A 21,561-nucleotide genomic window follows, 5' to 3' on the forward strand; every position below is an offset into this window, starting at 1 on the left:
TCCGATCGGGGTATCAGTCTTATTGGAAGTAAAAAAGTGTTCAGCTCCGATGGGGATATCGTTTTATGATCAAAAGCTCAGGCGAACAGAAAATATCGTCACTGAAAAAACTTTGAGTGATGACAAACTTCAACAACGCAACCGGTCCGTGGAAACAGGAGGAAACGTTGTATGGAACTCCCTTGATATCGAGTGTGGCAGATGCGTCGGAGGAAGAAGTGTAGAGAATTTAGTCCGACTTTGAAAGGGTTTCATATTACTATTCTTTTGAATAGTGGATATAAACAATCTGTGACCCATAGAAGACAACATAGTTTTTCGTCATCGAAAAATAGATATATCCACACTTCTATTGAAAAATAGTATCAAATGAACTTGTGCAAACGTATCGTGTTATGGAATCGTTCGATCGAGGTTTGTTTAGCGTGAACCTCTTTTTGTATACCGACCGCGAAAGTAATACCGTTGCCTATTAAAATTGACCGGTAGAACGATTTGAAGTATACCGTCCGACAAGTTGTTTTTCGGTAATGATATAGGTTTTCTAACCCGGATTGCAAATGGAGAATAGTATGCGGTCCGTTGGGACAGTTCTTCGGATCAAGGGTTGAAAGACATTTATTTGAAAGGAAGATAGAATTTGGAAGACAAAAAAACACAGGGTTGGAGGCTTGCCTCCGAGTATAAAAACCTTCCCGGAATTTTTTATAGAGAGGTGGAAGCAACAAAGTTTCCCAAGCCGGAACTGGTCCTTTACAACAAAGAGTTGGCACGGATTTTAGAAATAGAAGAAGAAACCGAGCTTTTGAGCTGTAAAGAGAAGGCAGAGCTGTTTTCCGGAAGGAGACTTCCACGGGGAGCCTCACCGATTGCACAGGCCTATGCAGGACATCAGTTCGGTTATTTTACGATGTTGGGAGACGGACGTGCCATGTTGATCGGAGAGCAGGTCTTATCCACGGGAGAGAGATATGACATCCAACTTAAAGGAAGCGGACGGACGGCTTTTTCCCGAGGCGGAGACGGGAAGGCTACTCTTGGGCCAATGTTCAGGGAGTATTTGATCAGTGAGTTTATGGCGGCACTCAAAATACCTACAACGAGGAGTTTGGCCGTTGTTACGACAGGAGAGCGGGTATGGCGGGGCGGATTTCTTCAAGGTGCCGTGCTTACGCGTGCGGCACAGAGTCATATTCGTGTAGGAACCTTTCAGTATGCCTCCATGGGAGGAAAAGAGAATATAGAAGCACTTACAGCTTATACAATAGAACGCCACCATCCCCATCTGAAGCATGTGGAAGCAAAAGACAGGTACAGAAGCTTCCTGCGAGAGATAGTGAGAAAGCAGGCAGATCTCATTGCGAACTGGCAGTCGGTGGGATTTGTCCATGGGGTTATGAATACGGATAATATGGCTCTCTCCGGAGAGACCATAGATTACGGCCCCTGTGCCTTTATGGATGAATACGATCCTAAAACGGTGTTCAGCTCCATCGACAGCCAAGGGCGTTACCGGTATGAAAATCAACCGAGGATGGCAGAATGGAATTTGGAGAGGTTTGCAGAAACCCTACTTCCTTTGTTGGCACAGGACGAAAAAGAGGCGATTGAGATTGCGAACGCGGAGATATCCCAATTTCAAGTTTTGTATAAGAAAGTTTGGATGGAGCGTATGCTCAAAAAACTGGGAATCGTAGAGAACGTAGACGGAGATGAAGAGATTGTGGAAGAACTTCTGTCCGTGATGAAAAAAACGAAAGCCGATTACACGAATACTTTTGTCCGTCTCAGTCTTGAGGAAGGCGGGAAAGACGGGAGTTATCTTGAGGGAACCCGATCCTTGTTTGCGGACGCGGGATTTTCGGCTTGGAGGAAGAAGTGGAAGAATCGCCTCGTTGCACAAGCGAAAAGAATCCGGACAAAAGAAGGAGAAGTTTCCTTTGCTTCAACCATGATGAGAGAGGTTAATCCCTGGTTGACAGCTCGCAATTTCAGAGTGGAAGAAGTTCTTGAAAACGCTGTGAAAGAGGATATGGAGGGTTTTTGTGAGTTTCTGGAAGTTTTGAAACGCCCCTATGACTACGATGGAATGAACAGTAAGTATCAGGAGTTATCCAAGACATCCATGGAGGGATATCGAACCTTCTGCGGAACTTAGTGCAATAGCACATTGACATTTATAGTAATTTCGGCTTTGATATGAACGATTTCGGTTTATAACCAAGATGAGAAATAAACATAAATATCACTATGTCAACACACCGGTGTTATAGCACATTGATATTCTCATTGCTTTCAACGTGCTATGAACTCTCTTCCTTATAGTGGGGAGGTTCAATAACGTTTTGTATTTGTAGAAGAGGATATGTCCACTGTTCCATCGGGAAATAGCCTCCGAGAGATATTCGGTTCCTGTATAATACTATTTCTGCTTTGAGGTGTTGATGTGGACGGTGTACCCTTCGCTATAGAATGGATATGATACAATCATCTATTAAAATTGTCCGGTCATGAAGCTTGAATTTTACGAGTACTCAAAACATTTCCGGTAAATCTATATTCTGTTTACACTGTTATTCCTTGAATCGCGAATATCAAGGGTTTGTATTCCATAGAAGAGAAAATAAGTTTTTGTGGTTGAAAAACAGATATAACCACACTTTTATCGAAGAACAGTATTACCTGACATTTTAAACGAAAAATAGTATAAAAACGTTACAGGTAACTGTAAAGAAAACAGCCGGCAGTACCAATGAAGAACTGTTGATGAAATCCCTCCGTAATAGGCAAACCCCCGTTTGAAACGGGGGTTTGTTACATATTCTGAATTCTAATGATACAATTGATCCTTTGAGTTATCGAGATTGATGCGTTGTACTCCATAGAAGCGAACACGATTTTTTGCGTTCGACGAATAGGTATAACCCCCACTTCTGAGGGAGAACGGAATCAAAGGGATTTTCTGTAATCCGCCAAAAATTTGAGATTTTTGCGTTCGATCTCATTAAATTTTCTCTCCGCTTCGATGGGTTCCTTGATGGACGGATCCGGTTTGTACCACGACTTTTTAATGAAATAGTCATAGTAACGACCGCTTCCGTCAAAGCTGTATCCGTGTCGTGCAAACATCTCATTGATCGCCAAAGAAACCTGATCTTTGGAGAAGCCTGCGATATCTTCTCGGGTCAAGACTTTGGTGTCGCTTGGAAGAAGATAAGACGAAGCCTCATCTTGAACCGAAGCGGCAGACGGAGAAGTAACGGGAGTTTCGGGCACAGGTTCTGAGGGTTCGGGGACCTCGGGAGTCTCCGGAGAAGGTGTTTCATCGGTGGGAGTTTGCTGTGTCGGCGTCTGCTCGGCAGGAGGCGTTGTTTCTTTGTCGGAGCCGAACTTTGATTGCAGGTAGGGGAAGACTACCACTCCCAAGACTGCGATAAACAGCACAAAGACAACGGTGGGCAGGACTATTCCCACGGAACTCTCCTTTGAGTAAGAACGGGGGGGTCTTATGTTGTGAAACTTCTTCTTTGAGGGACGGATCATCGACTTGGATGTATTGAACTTAGATGATATCCCATCATAACCCTTCTTTTCTTCGGGAGAGAGATGGACTTCAAGCATAGGAGAATACTTCGCAATCAACTCTTTGAGTTGAGTGGACGAAGGGTTCTCCTGATAGATGCGCTCGATCTCCTTGTAGGCACAGTGCGCATACAACTTGCTTAATTTTTGCTGATCACCCATATTGAGTATGGTACTGAGAAAGTCCTGTTCCTTTTCAATCAATTGAATTGCATCGTCATAGTTGTTTTTTTCCGTAAGAGAACGGATCTTATCAAACAGCGCGTAGGCACGCCCTTTATCTTCCGGTTGTTGAGGCATCTTATCACCACCTAGTATAATAAGAAGAATATGTATCCAACTCTTCTAATTTATTATAGTATAACAAAAACCGAAAGACAAGAAAAAAATAGGAAGGCTTGCGTAAATCTCATTTTTTTAGCAGTAGTGTGTCTGTGGTACAGGACAAGAAGCCGCTTTTTTTCCGGTGGCGGTTGGATAGTGGCTGTATGATGCTGTAAAAGTAAGAAGAGCCAAAGCGCTCGGCTTTGTAGTACGATACTACGATAGAAGGATGCTTATATCCGTCTTAATCGTTCGAATAAAATATGTCAGATATGAAAAACTCAAAATTATCAATGTCAAGTGCTCAAATGGAGAGAAGTAATAGTACAAGTATCGAAAACGGTTTGAGTGATTGTAGACTTCGGTCCGAACGGTGCAGCATTTTAAGCGGACAATAGCATAAAACAGGAAAAACTATTTCATTTCACCTTCGATTGTGGTAAGATGAATAATTGTAAACAAGTAAATTGCAAAAGATTTACCCGACTTTGATGGCGGAAGAACAGGAGCGTACTGCAGGGTCCTGTACCAAAACTTTGTGGAAGGTTTTGGATGTTTTTGCGAAAAAGCTCCATCCAAATGTCGGAATTGCTTTGATACTATTATCTATTTGAACTGTTGATATCAATGCGCCTTATCTTGTACCGAAACAATTTTTTCACTTGTATGAATCTATCCGTGCTTCAAACAAAGAATAGTATAAATGTTTGGTATCAACGACCTTCGCTTTATAGGAGCTGATAGTATTCTTCCTTTAAGTTATGGATATAAACAATCTGTGCCCATAAAAGATCAATCGGTTTTTCTTAGGTTGAAAAACGGATATATCCATCCTTCTATTGGAGAATAGTATGAAATGCTTTTTTGTGATCTTTTTAGGTTGAGATTTTCACACTTTCGTCGAAGAACAGATGTGAAAGTAAAAAGATTAGATCGGAAGGATTCATAAGGCGGGTATTGATCATGTTCGTAGAAAAAAGAGAGGGAAGAACTTGAATTCATCAAACAAAACAATGGTTGAAATAAAGAATCTCGTATTCGAGTATCGGGGAGTACAGGAACAGCCCTACCGTGCCATCGATGATGTGAGTATGAAGATCGACAGGGGAGAGTTTGTCGTGATCATCGGGCATAACGGTTCGGGAAAAAGTACCCTGGCGAAAAATCTCAATGCAATCCTGCTTCCTACGAGCGGAGACGTGATTATCGGCGGTTACAACACCAAGGATGAGGAACACCTGTGGGATATTCGCAAGACTGCCGGGATGGTGTTTCAAAATCCGGATAATCAAATCGTTGCAAGTATTGTGGAAGAAGATATGGCGTTCGGTCCCGAAAATCTGGGGATTGAAAAAGAGGAGATCCGCAGGAGGGTCGACTATGCCTTGGAGCGTGTCAAGATGACGGAGTTTCGTAAACGTGCGCCCCACAACCTCTCCGGAGGTCAAAAGCAGAGGGTTGCCATCGGAGGTATCATCGCCATGAGACCGGAGTGCATCATCCTTGATGAACCGACGGCGATGCTTGATCCGAACGGTAGAAAAGAAGTGATGAAGACGATCCGTGAACTCAACCGAACGGAGAATATCACGATTATTCACATCACACACTTTATGGATGAGGCCATCGGTGCGGACAGGGTTTATGTTATGGATCACGGAAAGATCCTGATGCAGGGAAGGCCCAAGGAAGTTTTTCGAAATGTGGAGGAACTCAAGGCGGTGGGGCTGGATGTTCCTCATATGACGGAACTGGCCTTTCTGCTGGCACAGGAAGGGATGGAAATAGAGGCGGATATTTTATCAACGGAAGAGATGGTGCAGGCCCTATGTCGATAAGAGTAGAAAATTTGAAACACATATACAGTCCCTCGACCCCGTTCGAGAGTGTGGCTTTGAATAACGTCAATTTTGAGATCGGCGATGGAGAGTTCGTCGCTCTGATCGGGCATACCGGCTCGGGCAAGAGTACCTTGATCCAACATTTGAACGGTTTGCTCAAGGCGACCTCGGGAGAGATCTACATCGATGACATTCGCTTGTCGGACAAGGAAGTGTCCCTGACCGATGTACGAAAGAAGGTGGGTCTGGTCTTTCAGTACCCTGAATACCAGCTTTTTGAAGAGACCATAGAGAGGGATATCGCCTTTGGCCCTTCAAAACTCGGCTTATCCGAGGAAGAGGTAGGAGAGAGGGTAAGAGAGGCGATGGACGCGGTAGGCCTTAATTACTCCGAGCAGAAAGATCTTTCGCCTTTTGATCTGTCGGGGGGACAAAAGAGGCGGGTCGCCATTGCGGGAGTGATCGCCATGAGACCCAAAGTATTGATCTTGGACGAACCTACAGCGGGTTTGGATCCGCGTGGAAGGGATGAGATCTTCGCCAGAATTAAGGAGATCCGACAGAGGTATAAGACGACCATCCTGCTGGTATCCCATTCGATGGACGATGTTTCGGGTTTGGCGGATCGCCTTCTTGTGATGAACAGGGGAACGATTGAATTTGACGGAACTCCGCAGGAGGTCTTCGTTCATCGCGAGCGGTTGGAAGAGATAGGATTGGGAGTTCCCAAGGTTGTGGAACTGGCAGGAATGCTTCGGGAAAGAGGCTGGCAGATCCCAAATGACGTCATTACCATCGAAAAGATGAAGGAACTCATACTTTCGAAGAAGGGGGGCTCATTATGCTAAAAGATATCACACTCGGACAATATTATCCGACGGAGTCCTTTGTCCATTCCCTCGATCCGAGGGTAAAGATACTTTTAACGTTTTTGTTTATGATCGCTCTGTTTTTTGTAGATAAGTTCTATCCCTATGCCCTTGTGCTTTTGTTTTTCGCTCTCGTGGTAAAGTTTTCAAAGATTCCCGTCATATATGCCTTGAAGGGGATCAAACCGATGTGGCCTCTTCTTCTTATTACCTTTCTGGTCAATGCTTTCCTCGGAAAGGGAGAGATTTTGGCTTCTTTTTGGATTATCAACATTACCCGAGAGGGAGTGATCCAAGGTCTTTTTATGGTGATCCGTCTGACGATGCTGATTGCAGGAACTTCTTTCTTAACCTTGACGACTAAACCGATCGAGTTGACCGACGGAATAGAAAAACTTCTAAATCCGTTCAAAAAAATCGGTCTGCCCGCCCATGAGATCGCAATGATGATGTCGATCGCCCTGCGTTTTATCCCGACCTTGTTGGAGGAGACGGACAAGATCATGAAGGCGCAGATGGCGAGGGGAGCGGACTTCGAGAGCAAGAAGCTCATCGAAAGGGCAAAGAGTCTGATTCCTTTGCTCGTACCCCTGTTTATCAGCGCGTTTCGACGTGCGGACGAGCTTGCGATGGCAATGGAGGCGAGATGTTATCGGGGAGGCGAGGGAAGAACGAGGATGAACGAGATCCTCTTCGACCGTTATGACTATATGGTTTTTGTTGCAACGACAGTGTTCTTTGTTTCCATCTGTTTGACGAGGTACCTTCCCTACGGAGTATAGTGGAGGTCGGAACCTATGTATCGTAAGGATAAGGAGGAAGAGATGAAGGAGTCATCGAAGATTATTCGAGAGGAATTAAAGCAGATGCAAGACATTCCTTACAAGGAGTTTACCTGCAAGCTGATCCCGACAAAAAAGAAAGAGGAAATCTTAGGAATCAGGATGCCGGCTTTGAGAGCTTATGCGAAGAAACTTCTCAAAGAGCGGAAACAAGAATCGGAGGAATTCTTGCGAGATCTTCCGCATCGTTATTTCGAGGAATACAACCTCCACATCCTCCTTCTTGAAGGGGAGAAGGACTATGAGGAGTTAATCTTGGAGCTGGAAGAGGTCCTTCCCTATGTAGACAACTGGGCGACTTGTGACATCAGTTCTCCGAAGATATTTAAAAAGCAAGGGGAAAACCTTTATGAGAAGGCCTTGGAGTGGATCGACTCGGATAAGACCTATACTGTACGCTATGGGATAGGAGTGCTGATGGAACATTTTTTGGACGAGAAGTTTAGGGAGGAGATGCTCGATGTCGTCGCGGAAGTGAAATCGAAAGAGTATTATGTAAAGATGATGCAGGCATGGTATTTTGCGACGGCTCTGGCCAAGCAGTACGAGAAGGCAATTTCCATTCTTGAGAGAAAACGTTTGGATGAGTTTGTGCAGAACAAGTCGATACAGAAGGCGATTGAAAGCAGGAGGGTGGAAGAAAGCCGCAAAGCCTATCTTCGAAGTTTGAAATATTGAAAAAACGGGCTTTGTACCGTTTTAAAGGAGCGGTTTGAATATAGGTTTTATATTCAAACCGCTCCTTCTCTATTTCTGTTCCTACTCAAGGAGTACGGGTTTTCCCTCTCTCAAAGACTGTTTGACATCGATCAACCTTTGATTGGAAGAGCCGCGAAACTTCAGGGTCAAGTCCTTCTTCTCTTCTACAAAACGTCCGTCCACCAAAACATCACAGAGGGAAAGAAGTTCGATTTTTTCCTCCTCTTGAAGAAGCTCTTCAAAGGTATAGCCGGAGTAGATCCATATCGATTTGGATACCCTGCGTCGTATGGTTCGTACAACGGGGAGGAGGTCCTTTGTATTTTGAAAGGGTTCTCCGCCCAGCAGGCTCAGTCCCGCCACACAGGGATCGCTGAGGTACTGCACGACCAATTCCGTCTGTGCATCGCCCCAGAGTTCTCCGGCGGAAAAGTCTTGATATTCCTTGTTAAAACAGTTTTTGCAGCCGTGGGTACAGCCTGTGACAAAAACACTGGTTCGAATCCCTTCGCCGTTGGCAACATCGTATTGCCTAATTTGACCGTATCTCATCAGATATGCAACACCCTGTCCTTGATTTCCTTGGTCCTGCCTTCGTTCCAGAAGTTTTCTCCCAAGTAGCCGCAGGTCCTTCGAATAACGGTCAGTTTTGTTCTCTCCTTGTTGTTGCAGTTGGGACAGTACCAGTTATTGTTTTCGTCGACCTTGATCTCGCCGTCGAAACCGCACTCGTGGCAGAAATCTGATTTGGTGTTGAACTCGGCGTAGGTAATGTGGTCATAGATGTAACGAATCATCGCTTCGATGGCTTCGGGGTTGTGGTTCATATTGGGTATCTCGGCATAAGAGATACATCCCCCTTTGGAACGTGCCTGAAACTCCGATTCGAAGTCGAACTTGTCGAAGACGGAGATGGGCTCTCGCACATCGACGTGGTAACTGTTGGTGTAGTATCCTTTATCCGTGATGTCTTCGATGATTCCGAAACGTGCCCGGTCGATTGAGCAGAAACGGTTGGTCAGGTTTTCGGCAGGGGTGCCGTAGAGGGCAAAACCGATACCGGTTTCTGCCTTCCATGTGTTGACGGAATCGTTGAGAACATCCATGATTTTGAGTGCGAAGGTCTTTCCTTCTTCCGTGGTGTGCGAACTTCCCGTAATCAGTTTGGTGGCCTCGTAGATGCCGATGTAACCTAAGGATAAGGTGGCATAGCCGCCGTACATAAATTTTTCGATCTTTTCATGAGGCTTGAGTCTTGCAATTGCACCGTACTGCCAGTGGACGGGAGAGCAATCGCTGGTAACATGTTTCAAGAGTTCAAAGCGAAGAAGAAGAGCCTTCTTGGCAAGCTCCAAACGTTTGTCGAGCAAAGAGAAGAACATTTCTTCCGAACCCTTCGATAAGATGGCGATCTGAGGCAGGTTGAGCGATACGACTCCCATATTGAATCGCCCGTCAAAAACGTAATCTCCATGTTCGTTCTTCCAAGGAGAGAGGAAGGAGCGGCAACCCATAGGGCTGTATACATTGCCTTCGTAATTTTCCTTCATCTTTTTGGCGGAGATATAGTCCGGATACATCCGTTTTGCCGTACATTTTGCAGCAAGTTTAGTCAGGTAGTAGTACGGACTGTCCGGATAGATATTGTGCTCATCCAAGACATAGATCAACTTTGGAAAGGCGGGAGTTACATAGATGTCCTGTTCGTTCTTGATACCTTCATACCGTTGGAGAAGGATCTCTTCCTGAATATAAGAAGCTTCCCTTTCGAACTCGTATCCGGGTTCAAAGTGCATAAACAGGGTAACAAAGGGTGCCTGACCGTTGGTTGTCATCAGAGTGTTGATTTGGTATTGAATGGTCTGGATACCGTCCTTGATCTCTTTTCGAGTGCGTTTCCATGCAATCTCAAGAGCTTTGGCGATGTCCGGCTCTATGCCGTAGACCTCTTTTTGTTCTTCGACAACACCGGCATAGTATTTATCAAAGGATTTGCGGACAAAGGGTGCCAAAATCTTGTCGATCCCGTTGATGCTCTGCCCGCCGTATTGCCCGCTTGCAACCTGGGCGATAATCTGGGTGGTCACGGTACAAGCGACTCGAAAGGACTTGGGGGAGTCGATTTTTTTGCCGTTGATCACGGTTCCGTTGGTCAACATATCTTCCAAGTTGATCAAACAGCAGTTGAACATGGGCTGGATTATGTAGTCCATATCGTGAAAGTGAATGGCTCCGCTGTCATGAGCTTGGACGATATCTGTGGGAATGATAAGCCTTCGGGCAATGTCCTTCGACACTTCGCCTGCAATCAGATCACGCTGGGTCGAGACAATCTTGGCATCCTTGTTGGAGTTTTCATCCAAAACATTGATATTGCTTCGATTGAGTATACCTACAACGTCCTCGTCAATGGTGTTGACCTTACGCTTGTACGCTTGGACCGCCTTGTAGTTTTCATAGGCTCTGGCAGTTGCGGGATTGTTGTAGCGGATCAGCTTGTAGTAGACTTGGTCTTCGATCCCGTAGATCGTTAATTCTTTGTTTAAAGATTGCGCGAATTCTTCGATTTCGGAAGCGATCCTGTCTGCGAGACCTTCCTCGTAGACACCGCTGCTGCTGTTCATCGCCTTTGTGATTGCAATCGAGATCTTTTCCTTGTCGAAGGGTACCCGCGTTCCATCTCTTTTTAATACATTAAGCACTGGAATTACCTCCTGTTTATACTATTATACACTTATATACTGAAACCTAATGAGGAAACACTACACAAATACAAATTCCTGAATAATTGTGTTCTCCAACAGTTATTCCATATTTTGATAGAAACACTACACAAATACAAACTTCCGACCTTCCTTTGAATTCATAAAACACAAGAGTTTGCCCTACAATCTTTTTAAGGATCTCATTCTTTGTATAATATTGATTGGATCCTGATTTTTTGAATAATGCGACATTGCATTAAGTAAAAAATAATAGCTCTTATGTAGAAACATTATACTACAGTTGATAAAGAAATACAACATATGGATAAAATATGGATCAAAATAGGAAATATATACAATATATTGTGTGTTTGTGAAAACGTTTCTACCCTTCTTAAATCAAGGAATTTAAGAAAAAAAACTCCGGATGAAGAACATGGATGAAACAAAATTGTAACGTCTCGGAATCCGTGAGCACAAAATATAGGGAGAAATATGTTTTTTTTCAAAAAATAAGATATAATAAATGAGAAGTATACGGTATTACTGCTTTCTGATTGAATTGTCGGGCAGACAGGATATATGTTTGATCAAGTCGTTTTAAGTAATTGTAGGATTCATACTATTCTTCGATAGAAGTATGGTTATATCTGTTTTGCAACCACGAAAATTCGTGTTCTCTTCTATGGAGTGCAAATCGTTGATATCCATTATTCAAAGGAATAGTAGCATCAAACCGCATGACCGGACAATTCGAACAGATGACGGTATGATACCGTAGAAAATAGGAGGAATGATTCATGTATAAGTCGTTGAAAAAATATTTGTTTACTCTTACGTTGCTCTGCACCGTTGGTGGCCTTTTTTATCCTTTTGTCGGTGATTCTCAAGAAGATTACAGTTTTGCAAGGACCTATTCAAGGGAAGAGATGAGGCCTTTCGAGACGATTTTGGAAACAAATGCCGGAGAAGTGGCAAAGTTTCTTACAGTAAAGGAGAGAAAAAAAGCTCTCGAAACACTTTTGGAGATAGAAAAACATACGAACTTCAGAAAGAGAGAGGGAAGGCTCCTGTATGGAGAAAAGGAAGAGGGGCTGAGGAAGAAGTTCTTGGACATTCTTGATGAAGCTACACTTCGTGCCTATCCTCAGGAGGCCGATGTATCCGGATTTGATGAAGAGATAGACGTGAATCTGCCCCACAACAACAGGGATAGGGTGCTGAAATATTTTTTTCACGTACTCAAAACTCCTCAGTTTCACAAGTTTTCGAAGCTCTATATGCGCTATATGGACAGTTATGATACCGAGACCTACGATGAGATTATTGAACTTCTGGGAGGTGCGGGAATAGAAGATCCGCAGGTGTATTTTTGTCTGTTGGAAAACTATGATGCGGAACAGACCCAAGCGGTATTTCGAGTCAATGAAAGACTCGAACTTGAAGAGAAGAAGTTGTTCACCAAAGAGGGAAGGGGAAGTGTCTTTCGCGATTTGACGAAGTTTTTGAGGGAAGAGGGATCGCAGATAGAGTCGTTTAAGGAGAAGGATCTGTTATGGAAGAGGATCCGTAACGTGATCGAAGCGGAGAATCTCAAAAAATTCGACTATGTGATCGTAACAACGGATGGAGAAGACAACAACCTTGCCTCCGTGATAGAAAGCCCCGACGGGGAGCATAATGGAGAAAGGTGGCTCTTGCAAGTGGATTCAAAGGATATGGACAACGAACTTGAGGATACGTTGATCCATGAGTATGGGCACTATCTGACGTTGAACGAGAAAGAAGTGGACTATACGGATGAGTATGACTTGGACAGATACTGTGAGTTCGGACTTGTCGCAAAGAAAAATTCATTTATCGATCGTTTTTATCGAGAGTTTTGGAAGGATTATCGCATTGCCTACACACCTACCGATCATCTCTTTTACATCAGGCACCGAAATTCTTTTGTCAGTGATTATGCGGCGACGGACCCGGCGGAAGATGTGGCGGAGACCTTCCTGCATTTTGTGACCGGGGAAAAGCCGAAGGGCGATTCGATCGCAGAGAAGAAGATCCTGTTTTTTTATGGAGATGAGAGGTTTGTCAGGAGTAGGACCTATATTAGAAAACGGTTGGGTTTGGATTAGAGAAGGTGTTTTTTGAAGAAGGGGAGGAGCAAAGCGGATCTACGGAGGGATCTTCCTACGTTTATTTTACGTTTTGCATCTCTTCTTTGTGTTATAATGGAATGGCAATTTGTGCCGTTTCTTTTTAAATTGCCGTATAATATGCCTATTGTTCGACCGGCTTGTAACCATAATTTGTTTGAATATTCGATATCGATGGTTTCCACTTTGGTATAGGTACGAAATGATTTTTTGTGTTTGAGAAGTTCTACTACACTTTAATTGAAGAACGAGATTGGGCGGTCATATCGTTTCTACATAGGATACTTCAATTAGGCAACAATACCGGGAAGTCCGGCTTTTATACGGATATCCCCTCCGGGGTGACAGTACCGGAAGATACAGCTACAAAATAACGGGGGAAAGAAGAACGATGATGGAGAGATTATATAACCTGCTTTATTTTTCGGATAACGAGTTTTATGCCTATACGCCGGACCACCTCTTTATGATAGTTGCGGTGCTGATTACTTTTGTCCTTTTTGTAAGGTGTGTAAGAGGTTTGAATGAGGCGGGAGTTCAAAAACTCAAGAGGGTTATGTTGGTACTCCTCCTGTTTCAACAAGTGGCATTATACAGCTGGTATTTTGTAAATACAAAGTTCGATGTAATCGACGCTTTGCCCTGTTATCCCTGCAGATTATGGCAGATTTGTGCGATCCTGTACTTGTTGACCGGCAAAAGAGAGTTCTTTGCAATCAACTTTTTAATGGGCATCCCTTCATCCGTCTTGGCCTTTGCCATTCCGGATACTTCTTCCTTGGGTTTTCCTAATGTGATGTTTATTCAGTTCTGTGTCGGACATATGATGTTGATCTTGGTTCCCACCATGGCACTTATCTGTGACCGTCAGAGGATAGAAGAAGATATGCTCAAGATCTGTATGGTGGCCTATGTTGTCTATATCAGCATTGCCAAACTGCTCAACGGTTTTTTGGGTTCGAATTACGGCTATGTATCCAAGCCGCCCTACAACAATGTTCTTTTTGACAGTATCAGCAAGGTGTATCTGCTCGTTTATATGGTCTTTGCCTTTACCACCTTAGTCTTGTGGTTTCAATTTTCAAAGAAGATGTCCCGAAAGATGGTGCAGAGGTAAGCGGAAGATTTGCAGCTTTTAGGAGGAAGGTTTGTTTTGTCGGCTTCGATCTACAGTTGTTCTATTATTTTTTTGAGTGTTTTTTTGGAGGCTCTCCCCTTTGTGTTGATAGGGACGATCGTTTCCTCGTTGATAGAGGTTTTTGTATCCCGTGATATGATCGAGAAGATAGGAGGAAGAGGTGTGTTCTCTTATCTTCTTATGGGCTTGGCAGGGATGGTGTTTCCTGTGTGTGAGTGTGCGATCGTGCCTATTGTGAGGAGGTTGCTCAGAAAAGGGATGCCGATCGGCTTGGCACTTACCTTTATGTTGTCTGTGCCCATCGTCAACCCCATCGTGCTTTTATCGACCTACTATGCCTTTCCGGGAGATCTCTTCTATCCGTTGATGAGAGGGATATCGGGCTATATTATTGCAGTTGTAATAGGCTTGTTTATGAACAGAAGAATAAGCAGGGAAGAAGTCGTGGGGCATGAGGAGATTCACCGCCGGGAAATATCTTCTGTGCTTGTCCCTCTCCTGTCGCTTCACGAGGAGGGTTGCGAGTGTGAGCATTGTTCGGATCTCAATAAGAGAAGGGGTATGAAGGAGGTGCTCCGATCCATTCTCGATCACACGAGCGCGGAGTTGTATACGAGCGGGAGATATTTGATCTTAGGGGTCCTTATCGCATCCCTGATGCAGGTTTACGTTCCAAAGAAGGCTCTGTTTCAGGTGGGGACACATCCCGTCCTGGGTATTTCGGCACTGATGATCTTTGCCTTTGTGCTGTCGCTGTGCTCCGAGGCGGATGCCTTTGTTGCAGCTACTTTTCGGGGGATTTTTTCGCCTGTTGCCGTCCTTGGATTCATGGTCCTTGGTCCGATGATCGATATCAAAAATATTCTGATGTTGTCGCGGGTCTTTGAGAAGAAGGCTCTTATAAAACTTGTTGTTATGGTGAGCTCTTTGTGTTTTATCTTTATGTTCATCCTCGGTTTTTTTGCGGTGTAGGGCTGCCGAGGCGAGTCTTTGATTTTTGTGTATGATCGGGAGGGAGTGTATGCAACAGAGAAAGCAAGGTTTCCGGATGGTGTTGTTATCTGTTCTCTTCGCTCTTTTGTTGAGGTTTGTAGTAAAGGGTGACCTGTATTATTATCTTCATCCTAAGATGTTCAAATTCATATATATGGCGATCGTTATTTTGGCTCTGTTGGCGGGATATGAGTTTTTTTCTTACGGGAAAAAGACGGTTTCTTCCAAGGGAGCGGTGCTGTTTCTCCTACCTGTTTTTATTATGGTACTTCGTCCCCACACTCTGGAAGGCGGGGAGATGATCCAAAACAGGTTCTACCGGAAAACGCCGAAGCAGGTTTCAAAGGTTCGGGTTGAATTTCCGGGTATGAGTCGGGAGAAAGGCTATGCCGATCGTACGGCGGAGGAACTTGGAATTTTAAGCCTTGAGGATCTCAATACGCTTCAATCCCGGAACAGAGACCCCTTCCTTATTCAGATGGAGCAGATCTATGATGTTGAGCAGGATGTAGACAAGGAGTACACGGTGGAGGGCTTCGTGATTAAGGATGCTTCTTTTGAGAAGGATCGTTTCTTTCTTGGGAGGATGGTCATTACCTGCTGTATTGCAGATGCGATGATAGACGGGGTTCTGTGTGAGATTGAGTCTGCCACCGAAGTTGAGCCGAACTCATGGGTAAGAGTGAGAGGAAGGGTACACAGGGACGTGAAGAAGAGCGGGGGAGATCGGTTTGATCTTACCGATTCGGACGTTGTGCTCAAACTCACGGAAATAGAGGGAATCGTTCCTCCCGATCCGCCTTATGTCTACGCTTATTAGGAAGATGAAGAAATCGTTTTTCGCAAAGTGGGAAGAAGTGTTGTTGCTGTTCGGGCAGTGTTGAAAAAAGGTGCGACCTCGGTTCGCCGTTGCGAGGAGGACTTGTGGAGGCGATGGGTTCAAAACATTGTTTTCTCATGAAAGCGGTTTTGTACCGCTTTTGCTCGGTATGTTCCCTTCTTTAACGATAAGAATAAAAAAGATGTCCGCTTAGACTGCCAAAAAAAATTTGTTTGATGGACGAATAACGTTGCATTTTTGTTTTGATTATGCTAAAATAATATTCGCTATTGAAGAGACTTGAGAATAAGGAGAAGGAGGTGTCTTGGAATGGCAAGAGTATGCGATGTTTGCGGAAAGAGAAAAATCACAGGAAATTCGGTGAGCCACTCTAACCGTCACAATAAGAGAACATGGACTCCCAACTTGAGAAATGTCCATGCCATTGTAAACGGAACACCAAAAACCATTAAAGTTTGCACCCGTTGTCTACGTTCCGGAAAAGTTGAACGTGCTTAATCTTCGTGCATGAAAAGACAAAGCTTCGAACCGCAAGGATTCCAAGCTTTCTTTTTTTGCTTTTTTTCATAAGTGTATAGAAGGGCTTTGCTATTCTTGAGTTTTTCTGGTAGAATTTTTGTAACAAGGGTATTTATACAAGAAGAAACCAAAGGGGGAAACAAGGGATGAAAAAGCATCGTTTTTGGGCTTGGGCGACCGTATTCTGTATGTTTATGGTAATGATCACAGGATACAAGCATAGGTAGAAAGAGGAGGCTTCTCCTCTTTTTTATTTATTTCTATGCTTTTTTATACTCGTATTGAAACCTAATACTACTATTCTTTTGAATCGTGGATATAAACAATCTGTGAGCCATAGAAGACAACATAGTTTTTCGTCATCGAAAAATAGATATATCCACACTTCTATTGAAAAATAGTATAAATGCAATATCAAGGAATATGAAAGATCAGTATAAAAACCGATGGAACAGTCAGAAGAAGAAATTCTTGAAGACGGTTTTGGATCGGATACAAGAAAGAGGATGGAGGCGTGTTGTGGATCACTCGAAGTGCATTTTGTTTAAGGAACTCTCGGAGGAAGAAGCGAAGGGATATTTGATTGAGAGCGGTGCAACTTCCTTGGAACTCCAAAAGGGGGAATATGTATTTCATCAGGGAGACGGACCCGAGTATTTGTATATCTTGGAAGGCGGACAGGTGGACATCTGTCAGGATACGACTTCCGGCAAAAGGAATTTGATCGCAAGGATAGAACACGAGGGCGAACTTTTCGGTGAAGTCTATTTGTTTTTGGATCGGCAGGACTATGACTTCTATGCCGTTGCTTCCGAAACCTCGAGAATCATTCGTATCCCTAAGAATTATTTTCTTGATGAGAAGAACCGAGAGAGTCACTCTTATCTGAGGACGGCGATGCTCAAGCTCCTTGCTCATAAGGCTTATTATCTCAACCAAAAGATAAGGATGATGTCGGTGGTGACACTTAGACAGAAGATCGCAAGATTTTTGCTCGACCGTCTCGGAGAAGATGAGACGGTAAAGGTCAAGATGACGAGGGAAGAATGGGCGGATTTTTTGGGAACGACAAGACCGTCTCTTTCCAGAGAGCTTGGAGCTATGCAAGACGAAGGTCTGATCGAGATTGAAGGCAAAGAGATCCGTGTCCGTGACAAGGATGTGCTGGATTTTGTCTAGGGAGCGAGCACACAACACAATCCTCCCTTCTTGGAGAAAATCCTTCTATATGATCCTGTGCGGATCGGAGCAGGACTCGATGGGAAACACCCGTAATTTGATGTATATAAAAGACGAAAAGCGGTTTAATACCATTCTCTTATGGAATTGTGGTTGTATGTATGTCATGACTATGGAGAGTTGAGTTATCTTTTGTAAAGTACAAATCGCCAATCTTTATAACTCAAACAAATAAGGGTATAAGGCCATCTGAGAGGGGGAACGTATCGGTAAAACCGCAACAAGTTACAGTGTTGCAAAGAGAATTTTTCTATGGAAGTATTTCGTGGAAATAACCTGCGGTTTTGTTGTTGCCGGATATCATTTCGCAGACGGGCAAGATGTTCGGGACCATACATCCGTTTGCAGAAGGGACCTCATCCTCACTAAGGATGATGTGGTACCGCCTATGCGTTACAGCAGAGAAACGAACAAACACGAGAAGCGGGAGTGAAGATTATGGTAGATGCACATAAAATACATCGGCTGTTTGGTGATCATCAGCCGCAAATAATAGGCATAGGAGGAAGGGAGTATGCAGTTCTGCTTCCTTTGATGAAGAGAGAGGAGGAACTTTGCCTTCTTTTGGAGAAAAGAGCACATACGATCTCCCAACCCGGAGAGATCTCTTTTCCCGGAGGACGAAGGGACAGGAGCGACTTGAGTCTCCTTGACACGGCTTTGAGGGAGACTTTTGAAGAACTGGGAATCGAGAGGAGGGATATTGAAGTTATTTCGCCCTTCAATACGGTTATTCCTCCCTACAATAAGGTCATCTATTCTTTTTTGGGACAGGTCAGGGAAGGAGCGAGACTTTCCGTCAACGTTGAGGAGGTGGAAGAAGTGATCTTCGTCCCCCTTCGTTATCTGCTTGAAACGGAGCCGTTGCATTATCCGGGAGAAATCGGGGTCAAGCAGTCTCCGATGTTTCCTTTTGATAAGATTCCCAACGGAAAAAACTACAACTTTATGAAGGGAAGATACGACACCTACTTCTATGAATATAAGGAGGTCGTTATCTGGGGATTGACCGCATCGTTGATCAAAAGCTTTGTCGACACCCTGCGAAACGGTCTCGACTTCGATCGGGGTCTGTAACAACTTACAGGCCCTTTTTTAATGTGTACTGCGGAGGATGTCCGATTCTTTGAAGAAGTACGGTTATATCCGCCCCGGCTGTATCCCGTGCTATTCTCCGTTAAACATGTCGGGGAAACAGAATGTATATTTCCCGGAAATACTTTGAGTAATCGTAGAATTCAAACTTCACAACCGGACAATTTTAATAGATAACAGTATCAGTACGAAGGAAATCAAAAGCCTCGATATCAAAGCTTCAAACGGAACTGAGGATAATACCGTTCTCAAAGAGAAGTATGACTATATCCGTTTTGTAACAACCGTAGACATTCGTTTTATCTTTCACGGAGTATAAATCTGCGATCTCCATAATTCAAATGACAAATAGTATGAAAACTCCTCATACTGTTCAATTGTGCCGATGTGTTTCGACTCTCAAATCACAAAATGCTTTTTTGTGATCTTGAACGTGGATATCGTCTTTCTTCCATCGGAGAACGTTTGGTAAGGTCCCTGTGTTATGTACAAGTGTAGAAGGAAGATATACTGTCTTTTTAGAGTATTTTCTTAGTCGGGAGACTGCGGAAAATCAGGGAAAAATGCTTTGTTTCGGGAGTGTTTCAAAAAATTCAGATATAAAACTCATTTTGTCCTTGTCGAATGAACAAATTTATATTAAAATCCGTTTAAGAATAAATCAAGATGGATATCTGTAAAAGAATATGATTCCGATTTCGTTTGATAGAAACAAGGAAAGGAGACGGAAATGGAAAAAGATATACAAAAATTAGGGAAAGACGATACAGATATACAGGCTCTATACGAGGAACTCGAAAAGAAGGTCTTCTCTTATCATCGGGTTGAAGAAGACATCGATGTAATCAGACTTGCTTTTAAAGTGGCAAAAGAGGCACATCGCTTCCAAAGGAGGGCTTCGGGGGAGCCGTACATCATCCATCCCCTACACGTCGCTATGATATTGGCAGACTTGAAGCTGGATAAGGATACCATCGTTGCCGCCCTGCTTCACGATGTGGTCGAAGATACAGAGGTAAGAAGGAGCGATATCGAAGCTTGGTTTGGAGAGGATATTGCCTTTCTCGTTGACGGAGTAACCAAGATTGCGGATCTTCCCAAGGATCTTACCAAAAAACAGATTAAGCAGGAGAGTTTCCTGAAGCTGATTTTTGCGACAGCCGATGACATTCGCGTTATCGTAATCAAACTGGCTGACCGATTGCACAATATGAGGACGATGGATTTTCAATCTTTCGAGAAACAGGAGAGGATCTCGAAGGAAACCTTGGAGATCTATGCACCGATCGCACAGAGGCTGGGAATTTCGATCATAAGTACCGAGCTTGAAGATCTTGCATTTTCGTACCTCAAGCCTGAAGCCTATCGCAACATCTTTGAACAGGTCCAAAAAAACAATTATAAGGGAAAGCTCCTCCCTGATATGGATTCGGTTCATAAGATCCTTGAAGAGGGAGGGATCGAGCATGAGCTCGCCTATCATCAAAAACACTTTTTCAGTATCCATAGGAAGATGCTGAACCGACATAAGTCATTGGAAGAACTTTACGGGATCGGGGTCATCAAGGTAATCGTAGAGAGCGAGAAGGATTGTTATCTCGCTCTTTGGAAACTTCATAGCAATTATAAGATCTTACCGGGAAGGATAAAGGATTATATTTCACTTCCGAGGGAGGATATGTACCAGGCCCTCCATACCACCTTGATATCCAAGAACGGAGGACAGTTCAAAGTTCGGATTAAGACGCGTGAGATGGAGAGGTTTTCGAAGTTTGGAGTATTGGGACATTGGGAATATGCAATCTCCGGAGGAGAGGTGCGTAATGTCAGCCACGCTCAAGGGAAGGCTTCCTTTTGGCTTCAACGAATTCTCCAATGGCAGGAGGATGCAAAGAACACGGCGGAGCTGATGGACTTGGTCAAGGATGACTTTGATTTGTTTTTGGAAAAGATCTGTTGCTTTACTCCGGATGCGGAAGCAAAACATCTTCCTAAAGGGGCCACCGTGATCGACTTTGCTTATGCGATCCACAGTGAGGTGGGGAACAAGGCGATAGGTGCAATCATCGGAGGAAAACGTAAGGACTTGGATGCCGTACTCAAGGACGGAGAGGTCGTTCAAATCCTCAGAAAGGAAGAGTCTCCGGGTCCCCAAGCCTACTGGCTTGATTTTGCAAAGACGGCAAATGCAAGGAGCAATATTCGTAAAGCGCTCAAGCTGCAACAGGGAAAAGACAATGAAACAATCGATTTCGTTCGGGAAGAGTCCACGGAAGGAATGCATATCCAAATGGCAAAGTGCTGTCTTCCGGTAAGAGGAGATGCCGTTACGGGTGTGATGTCCAACGAGCATTACCTCACATTGCACAGAGACAAGTGTTCGACAGCGGAAAAACTGCTCAAGAGAAGGACCTTTAAAGAAAGAGAAGTGAGGTGGGATGAAGTCAAGAACGAGAATTTTCTTACAACCGTAGAGGTTGTGGGAGATGAGGACGGCCTGTGGATGCCTACGATCTGGAATTACCTTCACACCAACAATCAGAGTATAAATCGCATGGAGTTTTGGGATAAGAAGCAAAGTCTTACCTTGAGCATCAGGGTCAAGGATAAGAGAGAACTTAAGGCATTGATGAGAAGTTTGGAAGAAATTGAAGGGATCAAATCGGTCTCGCGAGTACAATAGTCGCAAGTCCGCGTTTATGCCCAAAGGAGATTGATTGG

At 44.0% G+C, this 21,561-nt stretch carries 17 protein-coding genes; 14 read left to right on the forward strand and 3 right to left on the reverse strand.

Features of this window, described 5'->3' with window-relative positions:
- The first annotated feature begins 640 nt into the window (after positions 1–640).
- A complete protein-coding gene (locus ACFO4R_RS06320) occupies positions 641–2,158 on the forward strand; it encodes a protein adenylyltransferase SelO (RefSeq protein WP_379788209.1) in 1,518 nt (505 codons plus the stop codon).
- 791 nt (positions 2,159–2,949) lie between these two features.
- Here the strand turns inward: ACFO4R_RS06320 and ACFO4R_RS06325 are convergent.
- Positions 2,950–3,882 carry a YARHG domain-containing protein gene (locus ACFO4R_RS06325; protein ID WP_379788210.1) on the reverse strand — a complete coding sequence of 311 codons (933 nt, stop codon included), beginning with the start codon at positions 3,880–3,882 and terminating at the stop codon, positions 2,950–2,952.
- 1,037 nt (positions 3,883–4,919) lie between these two features.
- On the opposite strand from ACFO4R_RS06325, the gene ACFO4R_RS06330 reads away from it, so the two are divergent.
- Genes ACFO4R_RS06330 through ACFO4R_RS06345 form a run of 4 tightly spaced genes read left to right on the forward strand, consistent with a single transcriptional unit; the run spans position 4,920 to position 8,136 of the window.
- Positions 4,920–5,744 carry an energy-coupling factor transporter ATPase gene (locus ACFO4R_RS06330; protein ID WP_379788310.1) on the forward strand — a complete coding sequence of 275 codons (825 nt, stop codon included), beginning with the start codon at positions 4,920–4,922 and terminating at the stop codon, positions 5,742–5,744.
- The gene (locus tag ACFO4R_RS06335; RefSeq protein WP_379788211.1) at positions 5,735–6,595 is read left to right on the forward strand and encodes an energy-coupling factor transporter ATPase; all 861 of its coding nucleotides are present in this window, start codon (positions 5,735–5,737) and stop codon (positions 6,593–6,595) included. The genes ACFO4R_RS06330 and ACFO4R_RS06335 overlap by 10 nt, the downstream gene beginning before the upstream one ends.
- Positions 6,589–7,398: an energy-coupling factor transporter transmembrane component T family protein gene (locus ACFO4R_RS06340; protein ID WP_379788212.1), complete on the forward strand. Its 810-nt coding sequence runs from the start codon at positions 6,589–6,591 to the stop codon at positions 7,396–7,398. Before ACFO4R_RS06335 ends, ACFO4R_RS06340 begins: the two co-directional genes overlap by 7 nt.
- 15 nt (positions 7,399–7,413) lie before the next feature.
- Positions 7,414–8,136, forward strand: coding sequence for a DNA alkylation repair protein (locus ACFO4R_RS06345; protein WP_379788213.1), 723 nt, complete (start codon positions 7,414–7,416; stop codon positions 8,134–8,136).
- A gap of 81 nt (positions 8,137–8,217) precedes the next feature.
- Here the strand turns inward: ACFO4R_RS06345 and nrdG are convergent, their stop codons facing one another.
- Positions 8,218–8,709 (reverse strand): anaerobic ribonucleoside-triphosphate reductase activating protein, encoded by a 492-nt coding sequence (gene nrdG, locus ACFO4R_RS06350; protein WP_379788214.1) that lies wholly within the window; start codon positions 8,707–8,709, stop codon positions 8,218–8,220.
- Positions 8,709–10,859, reverse strand: a complete 2,151-nt coding sequence (gene nrdD / locus ACFO4R_RS06355) for an anaerobic ribonucleoside-triphosphate reductase (RefSeq protein ID WP_379788215.1) — start codon at positions 10,857–10,859, stop codon at positions 8,709–8,711. Before nrdD ends, nrdG begins: the two co-directional genes overlap by 1 nt.
- 803 nt (positions 10,860–11,662) lie before the next feature.
- On the opposite strand from nrdD, the gene ACFO4R_RS06360 reads away from it, so the two are divergent.
- The 9 genes from ACFO4R_RS06360 (at position 11,663) to ACFO4R_RS06400 (ending at position 21,523) form a co-directional block, all read left to right on the forward strand.
- Positions 11,663–12,994: a hypothetical protein gene (locus tag ACFO4R_RS06360; protein ID WP_379788216.1), complete on the forward strand. Its 1,332-nt coding sequence runs from the start codon at positions 11,663–11,665 to the stop codon at positions 12,992–12,994.
- Positions 12,995–13,406: 412 nt separating this feature from the next.
- Positions 13,407–14,132: a TMEM164-related integral membrane acyltransferase gene (locus ACFO4R_RS06365; RefSeq protein WP_379788217.1), complete on the forward strand. Its 726-nt coding sequence runs from the start codon at positions 13,407–13,409 to the stop codon at positions 14,130–14,132.
- A gap of 36 nt (positions 14,133–14,168) precedes the next feature.
- Complete coding sequence (locus tag ACFO4R_RS06370) at positions 14,169–15,125, forward strand: permease (protein ID WP_379788218.1); 957 nt, start codon at positions 14,169–14,171, stop codon at positions 15,123–15,125.
- Positions 15,126–15,174: 49 nt separating this feature from the next.
- Positions 15,175–15,966 (forward strand): TIGR03943 family putative permease subunit, encoded by a 792-nt coding sequence (locus ACFO4R_RS06375; RefSeq protein WP_379788219.1) that lies wholly within the window; start codon positions 15,175–15,177, stop codon positions 15,964–15,966.
- 330 nt (positions 15,967–16,296) lie between these two features.
- Positions 16,297–16,485, forward strand: coding sequence for a 50S ribosomal protein L28 (gene rpmB / locus ACFO4R_RS06380; RefSeq protein ID WP_379788220.1), 189 nt, complete (start codon positions 16,297–16,299; stop codon positions 16,483–16,485).
- 540 nt (positions 16,486–17,025) lie between these two features.
- Entirely contained in the window at positions 17,026–17,685 is a 660-nt protein-coding gene (locus ACFO4R_RS06385; protein ID WP_379788221.1) for a Crp/Fnr family transcriptional regulator, read from the forward strand.
- A gap of 325 nt (positions 17,686–18,010) precedes the next feature.
- Complete coding sequence (locus ACFO4R_RS06390) at positions 18,011–18,178, forward strand: hypothetical protein (RefSeq protein WP_379788222.1); 168 nt, start codon at positions 18,011–18,013, stop codon at positions 18,176–18,178.
- A gap of 5 nt (positions 18,179–18,183) precedes the next feature.
- A complete protein-coding gene (locus ACFO4R_RS06395; RefSeq protein ID WP_379788223.1) occupies positions 18,184–18,822 on the forward strand; it encodes an NUDIX hydrolase in 639 nt (212 codons plus the stop codon).
- 748 nt (positions 18,823–19,570) lie between these two features.
- On the forward strand, positions 19,571–21,523 hold the full coding sequence (locus tag ACFO4R_RS06400; protein ID WP_379788224.1) for a RelA/SpoT family protein: 1,953 nt from the start codon (positions 19,571–19,573) through the stop codon (positions 21,521–21,523).
- Positions 21,524–21,561: the final 38 nt, after the last annotated feature.

Source organism: Filifactor villosus (assembly GCF_042652965.1).
Classification (GTDB): Bacteria; Bacillota; Clostridia; order Peptostreptococcales; family Filifactoraceae; genus Filifactor; species Filifactor villosus.